This is a genomic window from Thiorhodovibrio frisius, from assembly GCF_033954835.1.
GTDB lineage: Bacteria > Pseudomonadota > Gammaproteobacteria > Chromatiales > Chromatiaceae > Thiorhodovibrio > Thiorhodovibrio frisius.
Map to the genome: position 1 here is coordinate 4,200,898 of NZ_CP121471.1, position 16,705 is coordinate 4,217,602.

Genomic DNA, 16,705 nt, shown 5'->3' on the forward strand with positions numbered 1-16,705 from the left:
CGATGCGGCAATTCAACGGCACCGCGCCCAACCTGGAGACCGCCAGAAACGGTCACAATGATCGCTCGGCAAAATGATGGCGTCACTGTGGCGCCGATGCTCTTGTTTCATCCATATTGATCAACCACGGGGCCTTTTCCGTGCTCGCCAGCGAACCAAAACATTCAACTCGAATCGGCGCTCGTGTGCCACCCGATGTCTTGCGTACGCTGCATTGCGCAGCCGATCTCACCGGCGCCACACTCAGTCAGTTCCTCGTGCAGGCTGCGCTCAAGGAGGCTCAAGTGGTCATCGAGCACGAAAAGCGTTTGCACTTATCGCCGCGAGATGCTGAACGTCTGCTGGATTTGCTTGAACATCCACCATTGCCAAACTCCGCACTCGCCGCCGCCCAAAACCGTTACGAGACACCGAAGCGCGATGCTGATTCAGCCTTTGACTGGCCAGCATGACCGGCGCGCTTTCGATTGCGGGCGCTCCGAACTCAATGACTGGCTGGTCAAGATCGCTCGCCAGCATCAGGACAAAGGCTTGTCGAAAACCTTTGTCGCAGTTCAAGAGACAGCCCCGAGCGTGATCCTCGGCTATTACGCGCTGACTCTCTGGATGAGATTTTCACCGAGGACTGAGTCGCGCCGGATGCACAGTCGCCCAGGTCGAGACACGACGGCAGTGGCAGGTCTCGGCCTCGGGCGCTAAACTTCGGGATTCCCGCTACCGCGCCACGAAGTAAAGACAGATCATGGACACCAACCCCGCCGCGCTTTGCCCCGGCTGCTTCCAGTCCAAAGGCCGTGCGACCCCCTGCCCGCACTGTGGCTTCGACGAGGCAGCCCCACGCCCGGTGCAGGCTTTACCACTGCGCACCCTCCTTCACGATCAATTCATGGTCGGTCGAGTGCTCGGCAAGCCCGGCGGTTTCGGCATCACCTACCTGGCCTGGGATCAGCTGCTTGAGGCCACCGTAGCCATTAAAGAATACCTGCCGCGCGAGTTGGTAGTGCGCGCCCAAGACAGCCGCACGCTGCATCCGCACAGCACGGACGAGAACGATCTTTTCCGCTACGGCCTGGAGCAATTCCTCGCCGAAGCGCGCACGCTCGCCAAGCTCGATCATCCCAATATCGTGCGGGTACGCCAGTTCTTCGAGGCCAATGGCACCGCCTATCTGGTGATGGATTACTACCAGGGCTGCTCGTTGGCAGAGCATCTGGAGACGCAGCCAAACAGCCGGATGAACGAGTCAAAAGCGCTGGCGCTGATGCAGCCGATCCTCGACGGTCTGCGCACCGTTCATGCCAAGGGATTTCTGCATCGCGACATCAAGCCGCAGAACATCTACCTCGCCGAAACCGACTTCGGCAGTGTGCGCCCAATTCTGCTCGACTTTGGCACCGCTCGGCAGGCAATAGGGGAGCGCAGCCGGTCACTCTCAGTGATCATCAGTCCAGGCTATGCGCCTTTTGAGCAATACCATCGCAAAGGCCAGCAAGCCGCAGCGACGGACATCTATAGTTCAGCTGCGGTGCTGTATCGGATGGTGACCGGCGTGGTGCCGCCCGAAGCAACTGAGCGCATGGCCGGGGATGAATTGCTTCCAGCGACCGAGTTTGGCGTGAGTCCGCAGGCCAGCGCGGTGCTCGCTCTTGCGCTGGCGATGAAGATGGACGCGCGGCCAGAGTCAGTTGCGGCTTTTCAGCAGATGCTCCAGCCGTCGGTTGCGCGTGCCGAGGATATGCCGCCCGCCGTGCCCAGCAGTTCTAAAGTGCGTCCCGAGGTCAGGCATCCGAGCGGAGGTGCGTCACTGCTTCCCGGAGAGAAACAGCGGCAGGGGGCTTCGCCATCACTGTTTGAACAGCGCTACCAGGATCATGGCGACGGCACCTTAACTGATCTCAGCACTGGCTTGCAGTGGATGCGCTGCAGCCTTGGGCAGAAGTGGACTGGAACGACTTGTGCTGGATCGGCAGTCAAGATGACATGGGATGCGATCATGCCAAACGGACAACAGAAGACTTGGCCCGAGTTTGCCGGTTACAGCGATTGGCGCGTACCGACAATCGATGAATTGAAAACGCTTGTTTACTGTTCAAGCGGTCAACCAGATTATTGGAAAGTCACGAATAGCGCCTGCAAAGGCCATTATGTTCGACCAACGATCCACCTTGAAGCTTTTCCTAATACGCCATCTATTTGTTTCTGGTCGGCCTCGCCGCCTACCAACTATTCGTACGGCGCGTGGCCTGTCTCCTTCAACGATGGCTACGTCAACCTCGGCAATAAGAGCAACGGCAGTGCTGTGCGGTTGGTGCGCGGCGGACAGTGATTTTGTTTTTTTGCATCTTGCGCACAAACCCTGTGATCAGCCGAAGACCCAGCTCACGCACCGCAGCGGCACTGGTATTGTCGCTGACAGCACTCAGCACCCTGCTTGCCAGCACGCCGCTGCGCTCCAGCGACGACGCCACCCGCGCGCACATGGATGCGGCAACGCTGCGGGTGCTGTGCCTGAGCGAAGATGGCACGGAGCTCGGCACTGGATCAGGCTTCGTCATTGGCGATGGTCGTCACGTCGTCACCAATTGGCATGTGGTCGACTGCACTGCCGCGGCGGGACAGGCTGCGGTGCTGATCTCTGCAACCGAGCGCGACGGGCGCGACCCAGCCGGCGAGCCGGTGGTCGGGGTACAGGTCGTCAGCTCGGATACGAATCGCGATCTGGCCATTCTGGCACTGGATCGACCACTGCGCCGCCCGGCAGTCACCTTTGCGAGTGCGGCCAGCGTACGCAAGCTCGACCCGGTCGTCGCCTATGGATTTCCTTGTGTGGCCGACCGCGAAGACGCCGGCGATCTGGCCGATCCCAGCGCGACCACTGGCGTGGTCAGTCGCATCGACCCGGCGGCACCGGGCGCTGGTCTGCCTCGGCTGATCCAGCTCGACGCCGCCATCAATCCCGGCAACTCCGGCGGGCCGCTGTTCGACGCCGCTGGCCGCGTGATCGGCATCAACACCATGAAGGCACTGACGGAGGTCGCCACCACCGACCCGGATTCCGATGGCACGCCGGTGCGGGTGCCGCTCGGCGAGGGCATCGGCTGGGCCGTGGTCAGCGATGAACTGCTGCCCTATCTAGATCGTCTCGGGATCGCTTATCGGGTGGAATCCACCCGGCCAGAGGCCGCTGACCATGTCCTATCCGGCGGCGTCTGGCTGACCATCGCCGCGCTGGCGCTGGGCCTGATGGTCTTGACCCTGCTTGCCCGCCGCGCTCGCTCTGCCACCCCGAGCACCGCCGTCCGCCAGTCGAGCTTACGCGCTCCGCAGCCCGCCGCAGCGCCAGCACAAACGCCGCCCGGACAGGCGCAACTGCGCGGCCTCGCCGGCCCCTATGCCGGCGTCAAGATTCCGCTCGGTGCCGAGCCTCTTGCCATCGGCCGCGATCCGGCCATGGCGCAACTGGTGATTCCACCCACTTTTGGTCGAGTCAGTAAACGCCATGCGCTGATCAGCTATGATCGCCCGACACGCCAGTTTCGGGTCGAGGACTGCTGGTCTTCCCACGGCACCTTTGTGAATGGCGAGCCACTGCCACCCGGTGGCTCGACCACCCTGACGCCGGGCGGCCGCGTCGATCTGGCAACGGCTGAGGTCGCTTTCGAGGTACTTTTGACATGACCACCCTAACCTTTCGCACCGCCCAGTTAAGCGTCGCCGGCGGGCGCACTCTGAATGAGGACGCACTGGGGCAAGGCGAAGGCATCTGGGTGCTGGCCGATGGTCTCGGCGGTCACGGTGGCGGCGAGATCGCCTCGCGCCTTGCCGTCAACGCAGTTCTTGCCACCACCCAGGTCGCCAGCACCGGTCTGCCCAATCTGACCGAGATTATCGCCGCCGCCCACCAGACCGTGGTCGATGGTCAGCAAGAGGCCGCGCGTCTGGTCGCCATGCGCACCACTCTGGTGCTGTTATGCAGCGATGGCCGCAACGCCCGCTGGGCGCATGTTGGCGATAGTCGGCTGTATGGCTTTCGCGCCGGGCGTCTGTGGGTGCAGACCGCCGATCACAGCGTGCCCCAGGTGCTGGCACTGGCCGGGGAGATTACACCGGAGCAGATCCGTGGTCACGAGGATCGCAACCGCCTGCTGCGCTGTCTGGGACAGGAGCGCCCACCCAAGCCAGCGCTGTCCGAGGCCACAGTCGCGCTGCAACCGGGCGATGTCTTTCTGCTGTGCAGCGATGGCTTCTGGGAATGGGTTGATGAGAACGAAATGCAACAGACGCTGGCCGAGACCAGCGAGCCGACGGCCTGGCTTGAGCGCATGGAGCAGCGCCTGCTTGAGCGCGCCGAACCCGGCCATGACAACTACAGCGCCATGGCCATTTTCGTCGACGGATCGCCGACCTGATGCTCAAGCGCCGCAGCCGCGAGATTTCGATTTTCAACCTATCGATGCTCGATGTGTTCGCGAGCGCGATGGCAGCCTTTCTGATCATCATGATCATTCTGCTGCCCTACTACGAGCGCGACGCCATCGCCGATCAATCCCGCATCGCCGAATTGCAGCAGGCACTGGATGCCACCCAGGCCGAGCTGGCGAGTGCCGAGGCGGCGCGAGAAGCCGCTGAGGCGGAGACCCAGAGCGCACGCGCCGAGGCAGAGCGCCAACGGCAGCAGGCTGAGAGCCTGGTCAGCCGGCTGGCGCGCACCTTTCTGGTGCTCTATATCCGCTGGAACACGCTCGACGATATCGATCTGCATGTGATCGACCCCAGCGGCGCTGAGTTCTATTTCGAGCACAAAACCCGCCCCGGGCGCCCCGGAGAGCTGAGCGAGGATACGATTAATGGACCTGGCAACGAGGTCTGGGAAGTGCGCGATGCCCCGCCGGGCCGCTACCAGATCTTCGCCCAGCTCTACAAAGACAAGGATGCTCGCAAGCCGGCTGTCGTGCAGGGCCGCGTCTTTCATCGCGACGGAAGCAACGCCTTTCCGACCGTGCGGCTAAACCGCACGAGTGAGTCCGCGCTCATCACGACCATTCAGGTCGATGCCGACGGTAACGTTTCGTTGCGATAATAAGTCGGTTGCAACCTTACTCGCACGTTGCCGCACCAGCGAACACCGCTCTACAATGGCTCCATCGCCCACGAATGCCCAGGATCATCGCCGATGACCACTGACTCAGCGCACCTTTGCCCCGGCTGCTTCGCCGCTACTGCAGGTGCCAATCCCTGCCCCCACTGCGGTTATGACGAACAGGTGCCGCGTGGGCCGCTCGTTCTACCTCACCATAGGCTGCTCAATGGCCAGTTTCTCGTTGGCCGCGTGCTCGGTAGGCCGGGTGGGTTTGGCATTACCTATCTGGCTTGGGACCAACAGCTACATACGCGCGTAGCGATTAAGGAATACCTCCCGCGCGATCTGGCCGGGCGTGATATGGACAAGAGCACGATCGCCGCCCACTCAGTAGAAGATGCCGAGCTGTTCCGCTACGGCCTCGATCAGTTCCTGCGCGAGGCACGCACGCTTGCCCAGCTCGATCATCCGAACATCGTTCGGGTACGCCAGTTCTTCGAGGCGAATGGCACCGCCTACCTGGTGATGGACTACTACGATGGCGTGTCCCTAGCTGAGTACCTAGACCAACAGGGTGGCAAGTTACCAGAGCAGGCCGCCGTTCAGCTCATGCTGCCGATTCTCGATGGGCTACGTGCGGTGCACGCCAAGGGCTTCCTGCACCGCGATGTAAAGCCGCAGAACATCTATCTGGCCAAGACCGACACCGGCGGCACGCGCCCGATCCTGCTGGACTTCGGTGCCGCGCGCCAAGCAATGGGCGAGCGCAGCCGCTCGCTATCAGTGGTAGTCAGCGCTGGCTATGCACCGTTCGAGCAATACCAGCGCAAAGGCCAGCAAGGGCCTTGGACTGACATCTATTCAGCAGCGGCGGTGCTTTATAAAGCCGTGACAGGCGTCGAGCCGCCTGAAGCTACAGAGCGCATGAGCGCGGACGAACTCAAACCGGCCAGCGACTTTGGCGTCTCTCTGGCTCTCAGTAAGGCGCTTACTTCGGCGCTAGCGGTTACCCCCTCAGATCGGCCTCAAACAGCGCAAGCAATCCAAGACCAAATAAAGCCGAAAGATCCAGAGCATCGTATAGATAATGCGCCTTCCTACCCCAAAGATGAAGTCACACCCTCAAGGACATTTTCCAAGAGCAATGTTGGTGCTCGCAAAGCCAAGCGCGAGGAAGCTAACGAAAACGAAATCCCTTTGACTGACTTTGCTCAAATAAAAGGCATACCAGAAGCCAAGGTTATCAATATGATACGAGATGGCTTCTATATTGGTCGCTTGGTGAACGGATCGTGGTTTGTCAGTAAGGACGAGTTAGACCCAACAGAAGATACGTACCCCTATAGCTTGAACTTACGGGGCAATCAGAATGGCCACTCAAGCCTCTATGAAAGTGAATTTACTTCAGAGAATTTCCAAAGCGAGATTCCAGTCAAAAAGTTCGCGGGACTCAAGGGACTTACCGAAGCTAAAGTGATCGATATGATTCGAGATGGATTCTATGAGGGCCGCCTGATCGATGGGGAATGGTTTGTAAGCAAAGAAGAAATCAAGCAAGAGAGCAGAAATGACACGAGAGGAAAACTCAAACACTATAAAATCTTTATCTCCCACACAGGGAAGATTGAGGCGGTCAAGCAAGGTTGGTCATGGCCAGCCTTCTGTTTCGGGGGATTCTGGGCGTTTTTCAAGAAACTCTGGGTTATTGGAATATTATACTTTGTTGGATTCTTTACTCTTGGGTTAATTGAAGGCGCTTTGGAAGCCGAGCCTATCGTCGGGGCTGGGCCGCCACCTGACACTCTATACTCCTTGATTAGTATCGGCATAGCGCTTCTTTTTGGCGGACTAGGAAACCAATGGAGAGAAAAAAATCTCAGCTCAAAAGGTTTCGAGCCGAAAGATACGATTAGCGCCAAGAATGCCATGAAGGCAATAGCAACGTGGAAGAAAACAAGCTGACATTGCAACTTAAATCTAAGGAAAATCAGGGAAAGACCACGTTATTCACACTTGCTCGATGAGTAAGATTTTGTTACACATCCAAATTTCTTGCATTAATTTATGGGGAAAGTATTCATGACCGATTTGATTACAATTGATCTTGGCATCTGCCACGGAAAGCCTTGCATTCGTGGACTGCGCTATCCGGTCGAAAACATCCTCGAATGGCTGGCCGGCGGGATGAGAATTGATGAGATCCTGGCTCACTACGAAGATTTGACGCGAGAAGACATCCTGGCGGCGCTCGCCTTCGCGGCTTGAATGACCACAGTCAAACGATTTGGATCTTTGGCGGCATGATGAAGTCCATTCGTTATCCGAGGACAAAGCGATGTTGGTGGAAAATCTCGAGAACCTGGTGAAACGGGAGCGCAGTGAAGGTCGTGAGGAGTCCTCGCGCGAGACCGCACACAATCTCATCAGACTTGGCATTTTGACCGATGTGCAGATCGCGCAGGCGACAGGTCTGCCGCTCCAGCAAGTGCAAGCGTTACATGAGAAAAACCGGCACTAGACGCGTACTGATGTCCGAGACCGAGCACGAGAGCCTGATCGAAACCCTGGATCTGCTGTCCTTGCCAGGCTTCCGAGAATCCTTCGAGCAGGCCCGAATCGAAGCGGAAAAGGGCGCGATTCGCTCTTTTGAGGACATCTTCAAGGAACCTCTGGAGCTATCGGGTTCGCTTCACGCGGCAAGCTGAAAAAAGACCTCGAAACGCTCACCCCAAAGCTCTGCGACAAGGTGAAGAAGCCACCACCTTAGTCGATGCGCACGGCAACACGATGTTGCGCTAAGATACTCGACCAAGACATTTGCACTCCGCTTTGAGGGAACCAAGAGCATGCCCATGAAATCCTGCGGCAAAGGCCATTTCTACGACGACAGCGCGCATTCCACCTGCCCCTATTGCGGTGTCGATATGGACATCGGTGCAACCGTTGGCGTCTCCAACTCGGTCGCGCAGAATGTTGAGGTGGAGGCATCGGTGACCCGAGCCGCCGGTCGCGTCGGGGCGCCGCCACAGCGTGACGATGGCGTTACCCGACACATCTGGGCCGAGAAACTCGGTGGCATCGATCCGGTTGTCGGCTGGCTGGTGTGCATTGAGGGGCCGGACAAGGGGCGGGATTTTCGCATCCATAGTGAGCGCAATTTTATTGGGCGTGCACCGACTATGGATATAGCCATTGCCGGCGATGCCAGCATTAGTCGCGAGAATCACGCGGTGATCAGCTACAACCCGAAGAAGAACCGCTTCAGCCTCGCGCCCGGCGACAGCCGTGGGCTGGTCTATCTGAACGATGACGAAGTCCTCGCCGCCGAGGTGCTGACGGCCTATGACCGGATCGAGTTGGGCGCGAGCAAATTGCTGTTCGTGCCCTTCTGCGGCGAGCCCTTCCGCTGGTCGGATGGGGACTGAGGTCAGCACAAATTGGCCTCGCCCACTACCAAGATCCACATCGGTCGCGATCCGCGCTGCGAGATCGCGCTCAACCATCACACCGTCAGCAGCCAGCATGCCGAGCTGAGCTTTCTGGGCGACGGCAAACTGCTGCTCACCGACTGCCGCAGCCGCAACGGCACCTTTCTGATTGCGGCGAACGGCCAGCGTCAACGCCTGCATCAGGCTCTGGTCTCGCCCATGGATCAGGTTGATTTCGGCGAGGCACGCCTACGAGTGCGGGAGATTCTCGAAGCCTGGCGGCTTAAGTCGCCGGCTGCTGCATCCAAGACCGAGGCACCGAGTGAGCCCGAACCCACACCCGCGCCCGCACTAGGCGAGCCACTCGAACGCTGTGACTGCGGCGCCATCAAGGCGGTCGGCGGCACTTGCCCCGCCTGTGGCCAATGACCGAGCCGGCACCCCTGCCAACCGTCGTCAGCCGCGTCCCGCCGGCCTGGCTGGTGCGCGTCCTGGCGCTGCTGTGTGCCTTGATGTTCATTGCCCTGCTAAGCGTGCTGTTGTCCGCCGGCGACCCGGTCGCGGTTTTGCTGCTCGACCATCACGCGCTGCCGCCGCCCAATTCGCCTTTCGTCTACCCCTTTACCATTCAGAATCTGATGCACCTGCTGCTGTTCGCGGGCTTCGGCGAGCTGTTCTTACGCTGGCGTGCACTGCGTGACGAATCCGCACTGCTCGCCGGGCATCTGCTGCCCGAAGACCCGCGCGTGGTGCTGCAAAGCCACGACCTGCCGGCGATTCGCGCGCGCGTTGCCGGCCGCCACGATGGCGAGCAAGGCGTGCTGCCGGGGTTGATCGACCTGTGCATCCTGCAATTCCAGTCGAGTCGCTCGGTCGATCAGGTGGTCAGCGTGCTCAATTCCAGCCTGGAGTTGATCGCCCACCGGGTCGATCTGTGCTACGCCATGCTGCGCTATTTGGTTTGGGTCATCCCCACCATCGGCTTCACCGGCACCGTGATCGGCATCGCGCTGGCGCTGAATCTCATCGACCCCAGCGCTGGCACCCAGCCGCTCGGTGAGATCGCGCAAGCCCTGGGAGTCGCGTTCTACACCACCCTGGTCGCATTGATCGAAAGCGCTATTCTGGTGCTGCTACTCAATTTGGTGCAAACGCGTGAGGAGCGGGTATTGAATCAAGCGGGACACTACACCCTGGTCAATCTCGTCAATCGGCTCTATGCCGGGCATTGAGCGCAATGGAACATCGGCATTTGAATCATCAGAGGTTCACGCTCGCGGCCATTGATGACGTCATTTCCCGCGGGAATTTCAACGACTGGGCGGAACTAAGGCGCGCCGTGCTGGCTGATTCGGCTCTGTTGAACAAGGTCGAGCGGGTATGCGGTCAGTATGCCTCGGACCCTTATGCCCAACGCCACCTATTCTGGCTGCGCTATGTCGAAGCACACCGAAAAACTGCCTGATTGGGAACAGGTACTGTCCGCGGCAGCCAGGCTTCAGCGCCTACTGCCAGAAGCCGTATTGGTCGGAGGAACCGCCGTGGCACTGGTTGCCGAGCACCGGTTTTCGCGCGATGCCGATCATGTTCTGACTGACCTCAAATTTCACTTCGACACCGTTCTTGAACAACTCGAATCGGTCGCGGGGTGGAAAACGGCCCGCGTACAGCGTCCGGTGCAGATTCTTGGCCGACTTGACGGAATTGAGACAGGCATTAGGCAGTTGATTCGGGACGCGCCGCTTGAGACGCGGACGATTTCAATCCAAGAGCAACAAATTCGCCTACCAACGGAAGCCGAAATTCTTCGCATCAAAGGGATTCTGATCCTCAAGCGCAATGCCACGCGGGACTATCTGGACTTTGTCGCATTGGCTGATTGTATGAGTATCGAAGACCTGACCGCCGCTCTTGACCCTTTTGACCAACTCTATCCGCAGAGCAATGGGGAATCCCCTTTACAGCAGTTAGAAATTCAACTCGCCAACCCGATGCCTTATGATCTTGAAGAAACCGAGCTAGCCGAATACAAAGGGCTGAAATCACCGTGGCAAGATTGGCCGTCGGTGAAAGCCGTTTGCTCCCGAGTCGCCCTACTGATTTTCGACCGGATTTGCGATGCGAGTTGATCTGGTTGTCATTAAATCCAGAATACCTGCGTAGTAAGCAATCCACCCAATCGCATTAAAACCTGCCAAGGATAGCCGCATGACGGCCGCCCCGGATCAACTTTGCCCAGGTTGTTTCAAGCCAAAGGGTACCGCGAATCCCTGCCCGCACTGCGGCTTTGATGAAGCCGCCCCGCGCCCGGTGCAGGCGCTCCCGCTGCAAACACTGCTCAACAATCAGTTTGTTGTTGGCCGCGTGCTTGGCAAACCGGGCGGCTTTGGCATCACCTATCTCGCCTGGGACCAGATGCTCGAGGCGACGGTCGCCATCAAGGAGTATCTGCCACGCGAGTTGGCCGTCCGCGCCCAGGACAGCCGCACCTTGCGTCCTCACAGTAGCGACGAAACGGAACTCTTCAGTTACGGGCTTGAGCAATTCCTGGCCGAGGCCCGCACGCTCGCCAAGCTTGATCATCCCAACCTGGTTCGCGTACGCCAGTTCTTCAAAGCAAACGGCACCGCCTATCTGGTAATGGACTACTACCAAGGCTGCTCGCTGCAAGAGCACCTCGACAGCCTGCCCGGCAGTCGCATGTCCGAGGCGGATGCGCTGGCACTGATGCAGCCGATTCTCGATGGTCTGCGCGCAGTCCATGCCGCAGGTTTTCTGCATCGGGACATCAAGCCGCAGAACATCTACCTCGCCCAGACCAATACCGGCGGCGTGCGCCCGATTCTGCTCGACTTCGGAGCCGCGCGGCAGGCGATGGGGGAGCGCTCGCGGTCATTGTCGGTAGTGATCAGTCCGGGGTATGCCCCTTTTGAGCAGTATCATCGTAAAGGCCAGCAAGGACCGGCGACCGACATCTATGGCGCGGCAGCGGTGCTGTATCGGATGCTGACGGGATTCGTGCCGCCCGAGGCGACCGAGCGCATGGCGGGTGATGACCTGCGCCCGGCCTCCGACTTTGGTATCCGCTCACCGATCAGCACGGCTCTGACGCAGGCATTGGCAATCAATATGGACGAGCGACCTGCGTCGGTAAGGGCGTTTCAGCAGGGACTCGACTTGCTAGTTGTGCCTCTCGTCGCCCAATCGCCAGCGGTGCCAAATGACGCGCAACTTCTAACTGAGCCATCACAACCCCAAGCTGCGCCACCAACGGACGGGCGCCGCCGGTCCCGTGTTGGCGTGGGCGTACAAGTTAGTACGCTGGCGGGTGTTCTTATCGCGATTGCGCTGCTGTCTCAATTCAAGTCGCCACCGGCCGATTACGAGCCATTGGCAACAGGGATGATCCAACCAGAAGAACCGGTTACCGAGCAATCAAAATCGACGGGGCAAACCGAGCTGTCGTTAACATCTGAAACGAAGCCTGACAGGACTGCCGCGAGTGAACCATCATCGCTGCCTGCAGTTAAGGCTGAATCGCAACCTGAAGTTGAAACGTCGCCACCATTCGCAGCAGTAGACGCTGAGTTACTCGCGACTTGCCGTGAGCACATGAGGAACATGCGTTATACTCATCCGGGAGATGACAATGCGTTCCTTTGTTTTCGAAAACTACTGGAAAACGACGCGGATAATCAAGAAGCACAACAAGCTTTTAAAAAAATGATTGAATTTTATGAAAATAGTGCGCATGAGGCATTTAGATCATCGAATCTTGAGCGAGTGAAAGATCGAATTGAACGTTTGCGTCAAATTGAACCAGGCAATCATGTTGCAATGGTTTTAGAAAGACGCATAAACGCCAACAAAAGAAAATCAGGAATCTACACGACTGGGTATATAAAAAACTTTTACGGGGTCGATTACCAGATTGAAGCCAATATCGACGCACAGATTACAGGCTTATTCTTCAAAGTAAAGATTTTTCAGAATAGGTGTATCGGCGAATTAAGTGGCAAAGCTAGTTGGATTTCTGAGAGCGAAGCTCTATTTGAAGACGAAAAAGAAAGCTCTGATTGCAATTTAGCGTTTCGTTTTTCTGATGACATTCTTGTAATAAAAGAGTTTTCTTGTTCTTATTACCATGGAGCTGAGTGTGGTTTTTCCGGCTCATTGCGCAGAATTGGTGCGAACTAACCCCCGAAATCTCAATTACAAAGAACTCTTCAGCCATCCCGAGCTTGTCCAACAGCTCATCGAAGGCTTCGCGCCGCCCGAGGTGGCGACGATGATGGACTTTGCGATCCTGACCAACCACAGCGGGCATTACATTACGCCTTTGTTTGAAGAAAAGATCGATGACGTGGTCTGGTCGGTCGAGGTGGCTTGGCAAGGGCTGCGCCAGCGTGTGTTTCTGTTTCTGCTTCTGGAGTTCCAGTCCAGCGTCGATGCGCGCGTGGCGATTCGGCTGCTGCACTATGTGGCCTGTTTTTATGATCACCTGCTCAAGACCAAGGTAACCTCGCTCAAGCAGGGCCTGCCGCCGCTGTTGCCCATCGTGCTCTACAATGGCGTCGGACGCTGGACTGCGGCGCGGACATTCATGGGCTGGTGCGCCCCAAGCCGCCGGCGTTCTTGCGCCATTATCAGCCGCATCTGCGCTATCTGGTCATCGACGAGGGACGCTACAGCCAAGATGAGCTGGCGGCGATCAACAGCCCCCTGACGGGTCTGTTCGAGGTCGAGAACGCTTCAAGCGACTGGGCGAGCTTGCAGGCGGCCGTGGATCGGCTGGCGGCGCTGATTCGCGCCGATCCCAACAAAGAACGTCTCGACCGCTTGATCACCCGTTGGCTGAAGCGCCACCTAAAACGGCTGGGCAACCGAATCGATCTCGGGCAAGTTCACTCTCTCACCGAGGACAAAGCAATGTTGGTGGAAAATCTTGAACATTTAGTGAAACGGGAACGCCAGGATGGCCGCAAAGCCGGTCACAAAGCGGGCCGCAAGGAAGGTCGTGAGGAATCGGCACGCGAGACGGCGCGGAATTTCATTAAGCTTGGCCTCTTGACCGACGAGCAGATCGCGCAGACGACCCGTCTGCCGCTTCAGCAGGTGCGTGCGCTGCATGGCAATTATGACGACTAGACCAAGACGTTATGGCACTTCACCGATTTGCCGCGCCGCCTGACCCTGGTTGAACATCGCTGCCGACAGCTGCGGCACTTCCCTGACAGCAACACTTGATCACTGGCCAGTCTTCATGAAAAGAATCATCGCCTCGCATCATCTGATCGCCGCCGCGCTTTTTTTGCCTCTATTCATGGCAGGCATTGCGTCGGCAACGGCCGCGGCGACGGAGCCAGCCGAACTGCGACTGTCACAGAGCTGGCAGGATGGGACCGAGCTCACCTCCTATCTCGATGTGCGCGATGCGCATGGGGAGCCTGTCGGAGATCTCGACCCGGAGCGTTTGCACGTCACCATCGGTCCCCATGCCGGCGCCATTGAAAGCGTCGAGCCTTTCGCGGCGACAGAGGAAGGCGTGCTCTACCTGTTTTTGGTTGACCGTTCGCGATCACTCTCCGCCGCCCGCTTCGCGCAGATTCGCGCGGCCCTGATGGCCTGGGTCGCGGCACTCCAGCCGAATGACTTGGCCGGCATTATCACCTTCGGTGAGCGGGTTGAGACCGTCCTGGCACCGACAGCCGATCGGTCGGCGCTGGATGAGGCGATCGGGCGTCTCGCGCCGACGGACCAGCAGACCGCGTTGCATCAGGGGCTGGTGCGCGCGATCACGCTTGGTCAGCAACAGCGCGCCGATTGGCCGCGGCGGCGCGCGATTGTGATTCTGAGCGATGGACTGGAGGATGCTCCCGGCGGCATGACGGCGGACGAGGTGCATGCAAGGCTGGCGGAGAATCCCGCCCCCATTTATGCCATCGGACTGAGCACCGGGGGGAGCGCGGAGCGGCGCACGGCTGGGCTGGCGGCACTGGGCCGTTTTGCACGCGAGTCCGGCGGGCTGTTTTTGGATGCGAATCGCGCGGAGGACTTGTCCGCGCCCTATGCCGAGATGCGCGATCACATTCGCGCTGTCTGGCGGCTGCGACTGCAATGCCCGGATTGCACCCTGGACGGGAACCGCTACCGGCTGCAGATCACGTTGCTGAGCGACGATGGCCTTCGCTTGACGGATGGGAGCGATCTGCGTTTGTTGCCCCCACCGGTCAGCACCGAAGAGCCTGAGGACGCGGAAGAAGACATCGCCGATTCTTCCGGCACGGAATCTGAACCCGAAGCAGCGGACACTGCGGATGCGGGAGAAACCGCATCGGAAGAAGCAGCAGAGACTGGCATCACGGGCATTCTCCACAGTAACGAGCGCTGGGTGCTCGCGGCAGGTGGCATCGCTTTGGTGGTGCTGCTCATCATCCTGGCGGTTGTCTTGCGCGCCCGGGGCCGCCAGTTAGCTCAGACCACTGCAGCGACAATGACAGACCAGGCTGAACTGGCGATACCCGCAACCGCGTCAGATAAGGCGGGCGAGCCGTCGCTGAGCCTGGATGCGGACGCCTTGGTTACCGAGCGCGGACAGATGCCTGCGGCTCCCAGCGTTCCCCCGGCGGATCATGCGACCCCGCAAGCCCCTCCGGTCAATATCTTGCCCCAGCTGCGGCTGGCCTTTGTCACCGGCCCGCGGCGCGGAGAGGTTGTGGAACTGTCCGTGATGCAGCCAGCACGACTTGGTCGGTCCGCCGATTGTGCCTTAGTGCTTTCCGGCGACGATGAAATCTCCGGTCGTCATGCGGAGGTTTTGTGCCTAGACAATGGCCAGCGAGTGCTGCGCGACCTGAGCTCCACCAATGGCACCCGATTGAACGGCGTTGGCGTGCAGGGGACGCATCCGCTGCAAAATGGCGACCGCATCGGTGTGGGACAGACCGAGCTGCGAGTGCTGTCATGACAGCGAGTGCCGCAACCAAGAACAAAGTGTTCCTGACACCTGGCAACGCCCAATGGATCGGCACGCGCGGCGAGCAGCAGGATGCCTTTGGCTTTCACGGCTTTGACGACCTCGAATTCAGCACCCATGGCGGGATGCTCGCAGTCCTCGCCGATGGCATGGGCGGGCTGCAGAACGGACGTGCCGCCGCCCAGACAGCGGTTGCGATCCTGCGCCAAGCCTATGCCGAGAAAGCACCAGAGGAATCGATTCCAGACGCCTTGCAGCGCGCGCTCGAAGCGGCGAATGCCGCCGTCTACCAACTGGCGATCACTTCGGATGGAGAAGGCCAGGTGGGCACCACGCTGGTGGCAGCCGTCGCCCATCACGAAGGGATTTACTGGGTCGCGGCAGGTGATAGCCGTCTCTATGGCTATCGTGCTGACACGGACAACTTGAGCCTGTTGAGTCAGGAGCATAACTACGCCGCCATCCTGCAAGCCCGGGTTGCCCAGGGGGCGGTCGATCAGGCAGACGCCGACGAGAACCCGGAGCGCGACGCGCTGACCAGCTTTCTTGGTTTGGAGGACATTCCTCTGATCGATTCAGGCACCGATCTCGTTCCGCTCAGCATGGGTGATCGCCTGCTGCTATGCAGCGATGGCGTTCATGGGAGCCTGGATGCTGAAGACTTGCGGCAACTGATTCGCCAGCCTGCCCAGCAGGCCGCCGAGGCCATTGTCTCCAGCTTGAAAGCTGTCGCGAAGCCGACTCAGGATAATGCAACCCTCGCCATTCTGGCCGCAGAGGCGTCCCCACCCGATCAGATCGAGCTCCAATCTCCGGGTCCGCAACATGGTGCAATGACCAGTCCTCGCCAGGAGATGACTGGGACGCGCCAATTCGCGTCGCGCTTAAGCAAGCTGATCATTGGCATTGGGCTTGCGTTAGTGCTGGTTCTGATCGGCATCGCCATCGGCATGTCACTGCGCAACCCCGGGAAGCAAGAGCCAGCAAAGCCGCCAGAGGATGCGACTCAGATGCCAGAGTCTTCAGTGCCGAATTCCGAGGCTGGCGCCTCCATGCGAGATAGCGGGGCATTGGAAGCCGCTGACGCACAACCCCAGCCAGTAGACTCACAGATACGGCCTCCAGCGGTTCCGCCATCGAAAACTACAAACATGGAAGCTGAGAAGTCCGTGCCCGCACCCGAGCCGGAGGATGAATAGAGCGCATGAAACAAAGCCCGGG

General features: G+C 59.2%; 19 protein-coding genes. All 19 read left to right on the forward strand.

Annotated elements, in window-relative coordinates; all coding sequences use genetic code 11:
- Nucleotides 1–185 precede the first annotated feature (185 nt).
- The 19 genes from Thiofri_RS19120 to Thiofri_RS19210 all read left to right on the forward strand — a co-directional run bounded on the left by Thiofri_RS19120 (nucleotide 186) and on the right by Thiofri_RS19210 (nucleotide 16,683).
- Nucleotides 186–452 carry a type II toxin-antitoxin system TacA family antitoxin gene (locus tag Thiofri_RS19120; protein ID WP_407702917.1) on the forward strand — a complete coding sequence of 89 codons (267 nt, stop codon included), beginning with the start codon at nucleotides 186–188 and terminating at the stop codon, nucleotides 450–452.
- 290 nt (nucleotides 453–742) lie between these two features.
- Nucleotides 743–2,326 (forward strand): protein kinase domain-containing protein, encoded by a 1,584-nt coding sequence (locus Thiofri_RS19125; protein ID WP_009147278.1) that lies wholly within the window; start codon nucleotides 743–745, stop codon nucleotides 2,324–2,326.
- 32 nt (nucleotides 2,327–2,358) lie between these two features.
- Nucleotides 2,359–3,678, forward strand: a complete 1,320-nt coding sequence (locus tag Thiofri_RS19130; RefSeq protein WP_323705588.1) for a trypsin-like peptidase domain-containing protein — start codon at nucleotides 2,359–2,361, stop codon at nucleotides 3,676–3,678.
- Nucleotides 3,675–4,409: a PP2C family protein-serine/threonine phosphatase gene (locus tag Thiofri_RS19135; protein WP_323705590.1), complete on the forward strand. Its 735-nt coding sequence runs from the start codon at nucleotides 3,675–3,677 to the stop codon at nucleotides 4,407–4,409. Before Thiofri_RS19130 ends, Thiofri_RS19135 begins: the two co-directional genes overlap by 4 nt.
- Nucleotides 4,409–5,080: a YfaP family protein gene (locus Thiofri_RS19140; RefSeq protein WP_323705591.1), complete on the forward strand. Its 672-nt coding sequence runs from the start codon at nucleotides 4,409–4,411 to the stop codon at nucleotides 5,078–5,080. The genes Thiofri_RS19135 and Thiofri_RS19140 overlap by 1 nt, the downstream gene beginning before the upstream one ends.
- A 93-nt stretch (nucleotides 5,081–5,173) precedes the next feature.
- Entirely contained in the window at nucleotides 5,174–7,042 is a 1,869-nt protein-coding gene (locus Thiofri_RS19145) for a protein kinase domain-containing protein (protein WP_009147746.1), read from the forward strand.
- Between the two features lie 117 nt (nucleotides 7,043–7,159).
- Nucleotides 7,160–7,345 (forward strand): DUF433 domain-containing protein, encoded by a 186-nt coding sequence (locus Thiofri_RS19150; protein WP_009147747.1) that lies wholly within the window; start codon nucleotides 7,160–7,162, stop codon nucleotides 7,343–7,345.
- A 70-nt stretch (nucleotides 7,346–7,415) separates the two neighbouring features.
- Complete coding sequence (locus tag Thiofri_RS19155) at nucleotides 7,416–7,598, forward strand: hypothetical protein (protein WP_051023805.1); 183 nt, start codon at nucleotides 7,416–7,418, stop codon at nucleotides 7,596–7,598.
- 10 nt (nucleotides 7,599–7,608) lie between these two features.
- Nucleotides 7,609–7,785, forward strand: coding sequence for a hypothetical protein (locus Thiofri_RS19160; RefSeq protein ID WP_190275786.1), 177 nt, complete (start codon nucleotides 7,609–7,611; stop codon nucleotides 7,783–7,785).
- 141 nt (nucleotides 7,786–7,926) lie between these two features.
- Entirely contained in the window at nucleotides 7,927–8,505 is a 579-nt protein-coding gene (locus Thiofri_RS19165; RefSeq protein WP_040855500.1) for an FHA domain-containing protein, read from the forward strand.
- A 12-nt stretch (nucleotides 8,506–8,517) separates the two neighbouring features.
- The gene (locus tag Thiofri_RS19170) at nucleotides 8,518–8,937 is read left to right on the forward strand and encodes an FHA domain-containing protein (protein ID WP_009147749.1); all 420 of its coding nucleotides are present in this window, start codon (nucleotides 8,518–8,520) and stop codon (nucleotides 8,935–8,937) included.
- Nucleotides 8,934–9,740, forward strand: a complete 807-nt coding sequence (locus Thiofri_RS19175) for a MotA/TolQ/ExbB proton channel family protein (protein ID WP_323705597.1) — start codon at nucleotides 8,934–8,936, stop codon at nucleotides 9,738–9,740. Before Thiofri_RS19170 ends, Thiofri_RS19175 begins: the two co-directional genes overlap by 4 nt.
- A 20-nt stretch (nucleotides 9,741–9,760) precedes the next feature.
- Complete coding sequence (locus Thiofri_RS19180; protein WP_223296700.1) at nucleotides 9,761–9,973, forward strand: hypothetical protein; 213 nt, start codon at nucleotides 9,761–9,763, stop codon at nucleotides 9,971–9,973.
- Nucleotides 9,974–10,049: 76 nt separating this feature from the next.
- Nucleotides 10,050–10,637 carry a hypothetical protein gene (locus Thiofri_RS19185; RefSeq protein ID WP_190275787.1) on the forward strand — a complete coding sequence of 196 codons (588 nt, stop codon included), beginning with the start codon at nucleotides 10,050–10,052 and terminating at the stop codon, nucleotides 10,635–10,637.
- Between the two features lie 79 nt (nucleotides 10,638–10,716).
- Nucleotides 10,717–12,705: a serine/threonine protein kinase gene (locus Thiofri_RS19190; protein ID WP_009147753.1), complete on the forward strand. Its 1,989-nt coding sequence runs from the start codon at nucleotides 10,717–10,719 to the stop codon at nucleotides 12,703–12,705.
- Nucleotides 12,695–13,234 carry an Rpn family recombination-promoting nuclease/putative transposase gene (locus tag Thiofri_RS19195; RefSeq protein ID WP_223296701.1) on the forward strand — a complete coding sequence of 180 codons (540 nt, stop codon included), beginning with the start codon at nucleotides 12,695–12,697 and terminating at the stop codon, nucleotides 13,232–13,234. The genes Thiofri_RS19190 and Thiofri_RS19195 overlap by 11 nt, the downstream gene beginning before the upstream one ends.
- Before the next feature lie 44 nt (nucleotides 13,235–13,278).
- Nucleotides 13,279–13,656, forward strand: a complete 378-nt coding sequence (locus Thiofri_RS19200; protein ID WP_223296702.1) for a hypothetical protein — start codon at nucleotides 13,279–13,281, stop codon at nucleotides 13,654–13,656.
- Nucleotides 13,657–13,771: 115 nt separating this feature from the next.
- The gene (locus Thiofri_RS19205; protein WP_009147755.1) at nucleotides 13,772–15,475 is read left to right on the forward strand and encodes an FHA domain-containing protein; all 1,704 of its coding nucleotides are present in this window, start codon (nucleotides 13,772–13,774) and stop codon (nucleotides 15,473–15,475) included.
- Nucleotides 15,472–16,683: a protein phosphatase 2C domain-containing protein gene (locus Thiofri_RS19210; protein WP_009147756.1), complete on the forward strand. Its 1,212-nt coding sequence runs from the start codon at nucleotides 15,472–15,474 to the stop codon at nucleotides 16,681–16,683. Before Thiofri_RS19205 ends, Thiofri_RS19210 begins: the two co-directional genes overlap by 4 nt.
- The last annotated feature ends 22 nt before the right edge of the window (nucleotides 16,684–16,705 follow it).

Bases quoted from the DNA above. Each gene is read 5' to 3' on its own strand.
- Thiofri_RS19125 (WP_009147278.1), top strand. From the start codon at position 743: ATGGACACCAACCCCGCCGCGCTTTGCCCCGGCTGCTTCCAGTCCAAA.
- Thiofri_RS19135 (WP_323705590.1), top strand. From the start codon at position 3,675: ATGACCACCCTAACCTTTCGCACCGCCCAGTTAAGCGTCGCCGGCGGG.
- Thiofri_RS19140 (WP_323705591.1), top strand. From the start codon at position 4,409: ATGCTCAAGCGCCGCAGCCGCGAGATTTCGATTTTCAACCTATCGATG.
- Thiofri_RS19145 (WP_009147746.1), top strand. From the start codon at position 5,174: ATGACCACTGACTCAGCGCACCTTTGCCCCGGCTGCTTCGCCGCTACT.
- Thiofri_RS19150 (WP_009147747.1), top strand. From the start codon at position 7,160: ATGACCGATTTGATTACAATTGATCTTGGCATCTGCCACGGAAAGCCT.
- Thiofri_RS19155 (WP_051023805.1), top strand. From the start codon at position 7,416: ATGTTGGTGGAAAATCTCGAGAACCTGGTGAAACGGGAGCGCAGTGAA.
- Thiofri_RS19160 (WP_190275786.1), top strand. From the start codon at position 7,609: ATGTCCGAGACCGAGCACGAGAGCCTGATCGAAACCCTGGATCTGCTG.
- Thiofri_RS19165 (WP_040855500.1), top strand. From the start codon at position 7,927: ATGCCCATGAAATCCTGCGGCAAAGGCCATTTCTACGACGACAGCGCG.
- Thiofri_RS19175 (WP_323705597.1), top strand. From the start codon at position 8,934: ATGACCGAGCCGGCACCCCTGCCAACCGTCGTCAGCCGCGTCCCGCCG.
- Thiofri_RS19190 (WP_009147753.1), top strand. From the start codon at position 10,717: ATGACGGCCGCCCCGGATCAACTTTGCCCAGGTTGTTTCAAGCCAAAG.
- Thiofri_RS19205 (WP_009147755.1), top strand. From the start codon at position 13,772: ATGAAAAGAATCATCGCCTCGCATCATCTGATCGCCGCCGCGCTTTTT.
- Thiofri_RS19210 (WP_009147756.1), top strand. From the start codon at position 15,472: ATGACAGCGAGTGCCGCAACCAAGAACAAAGTGTTCCTGACACCTGGC.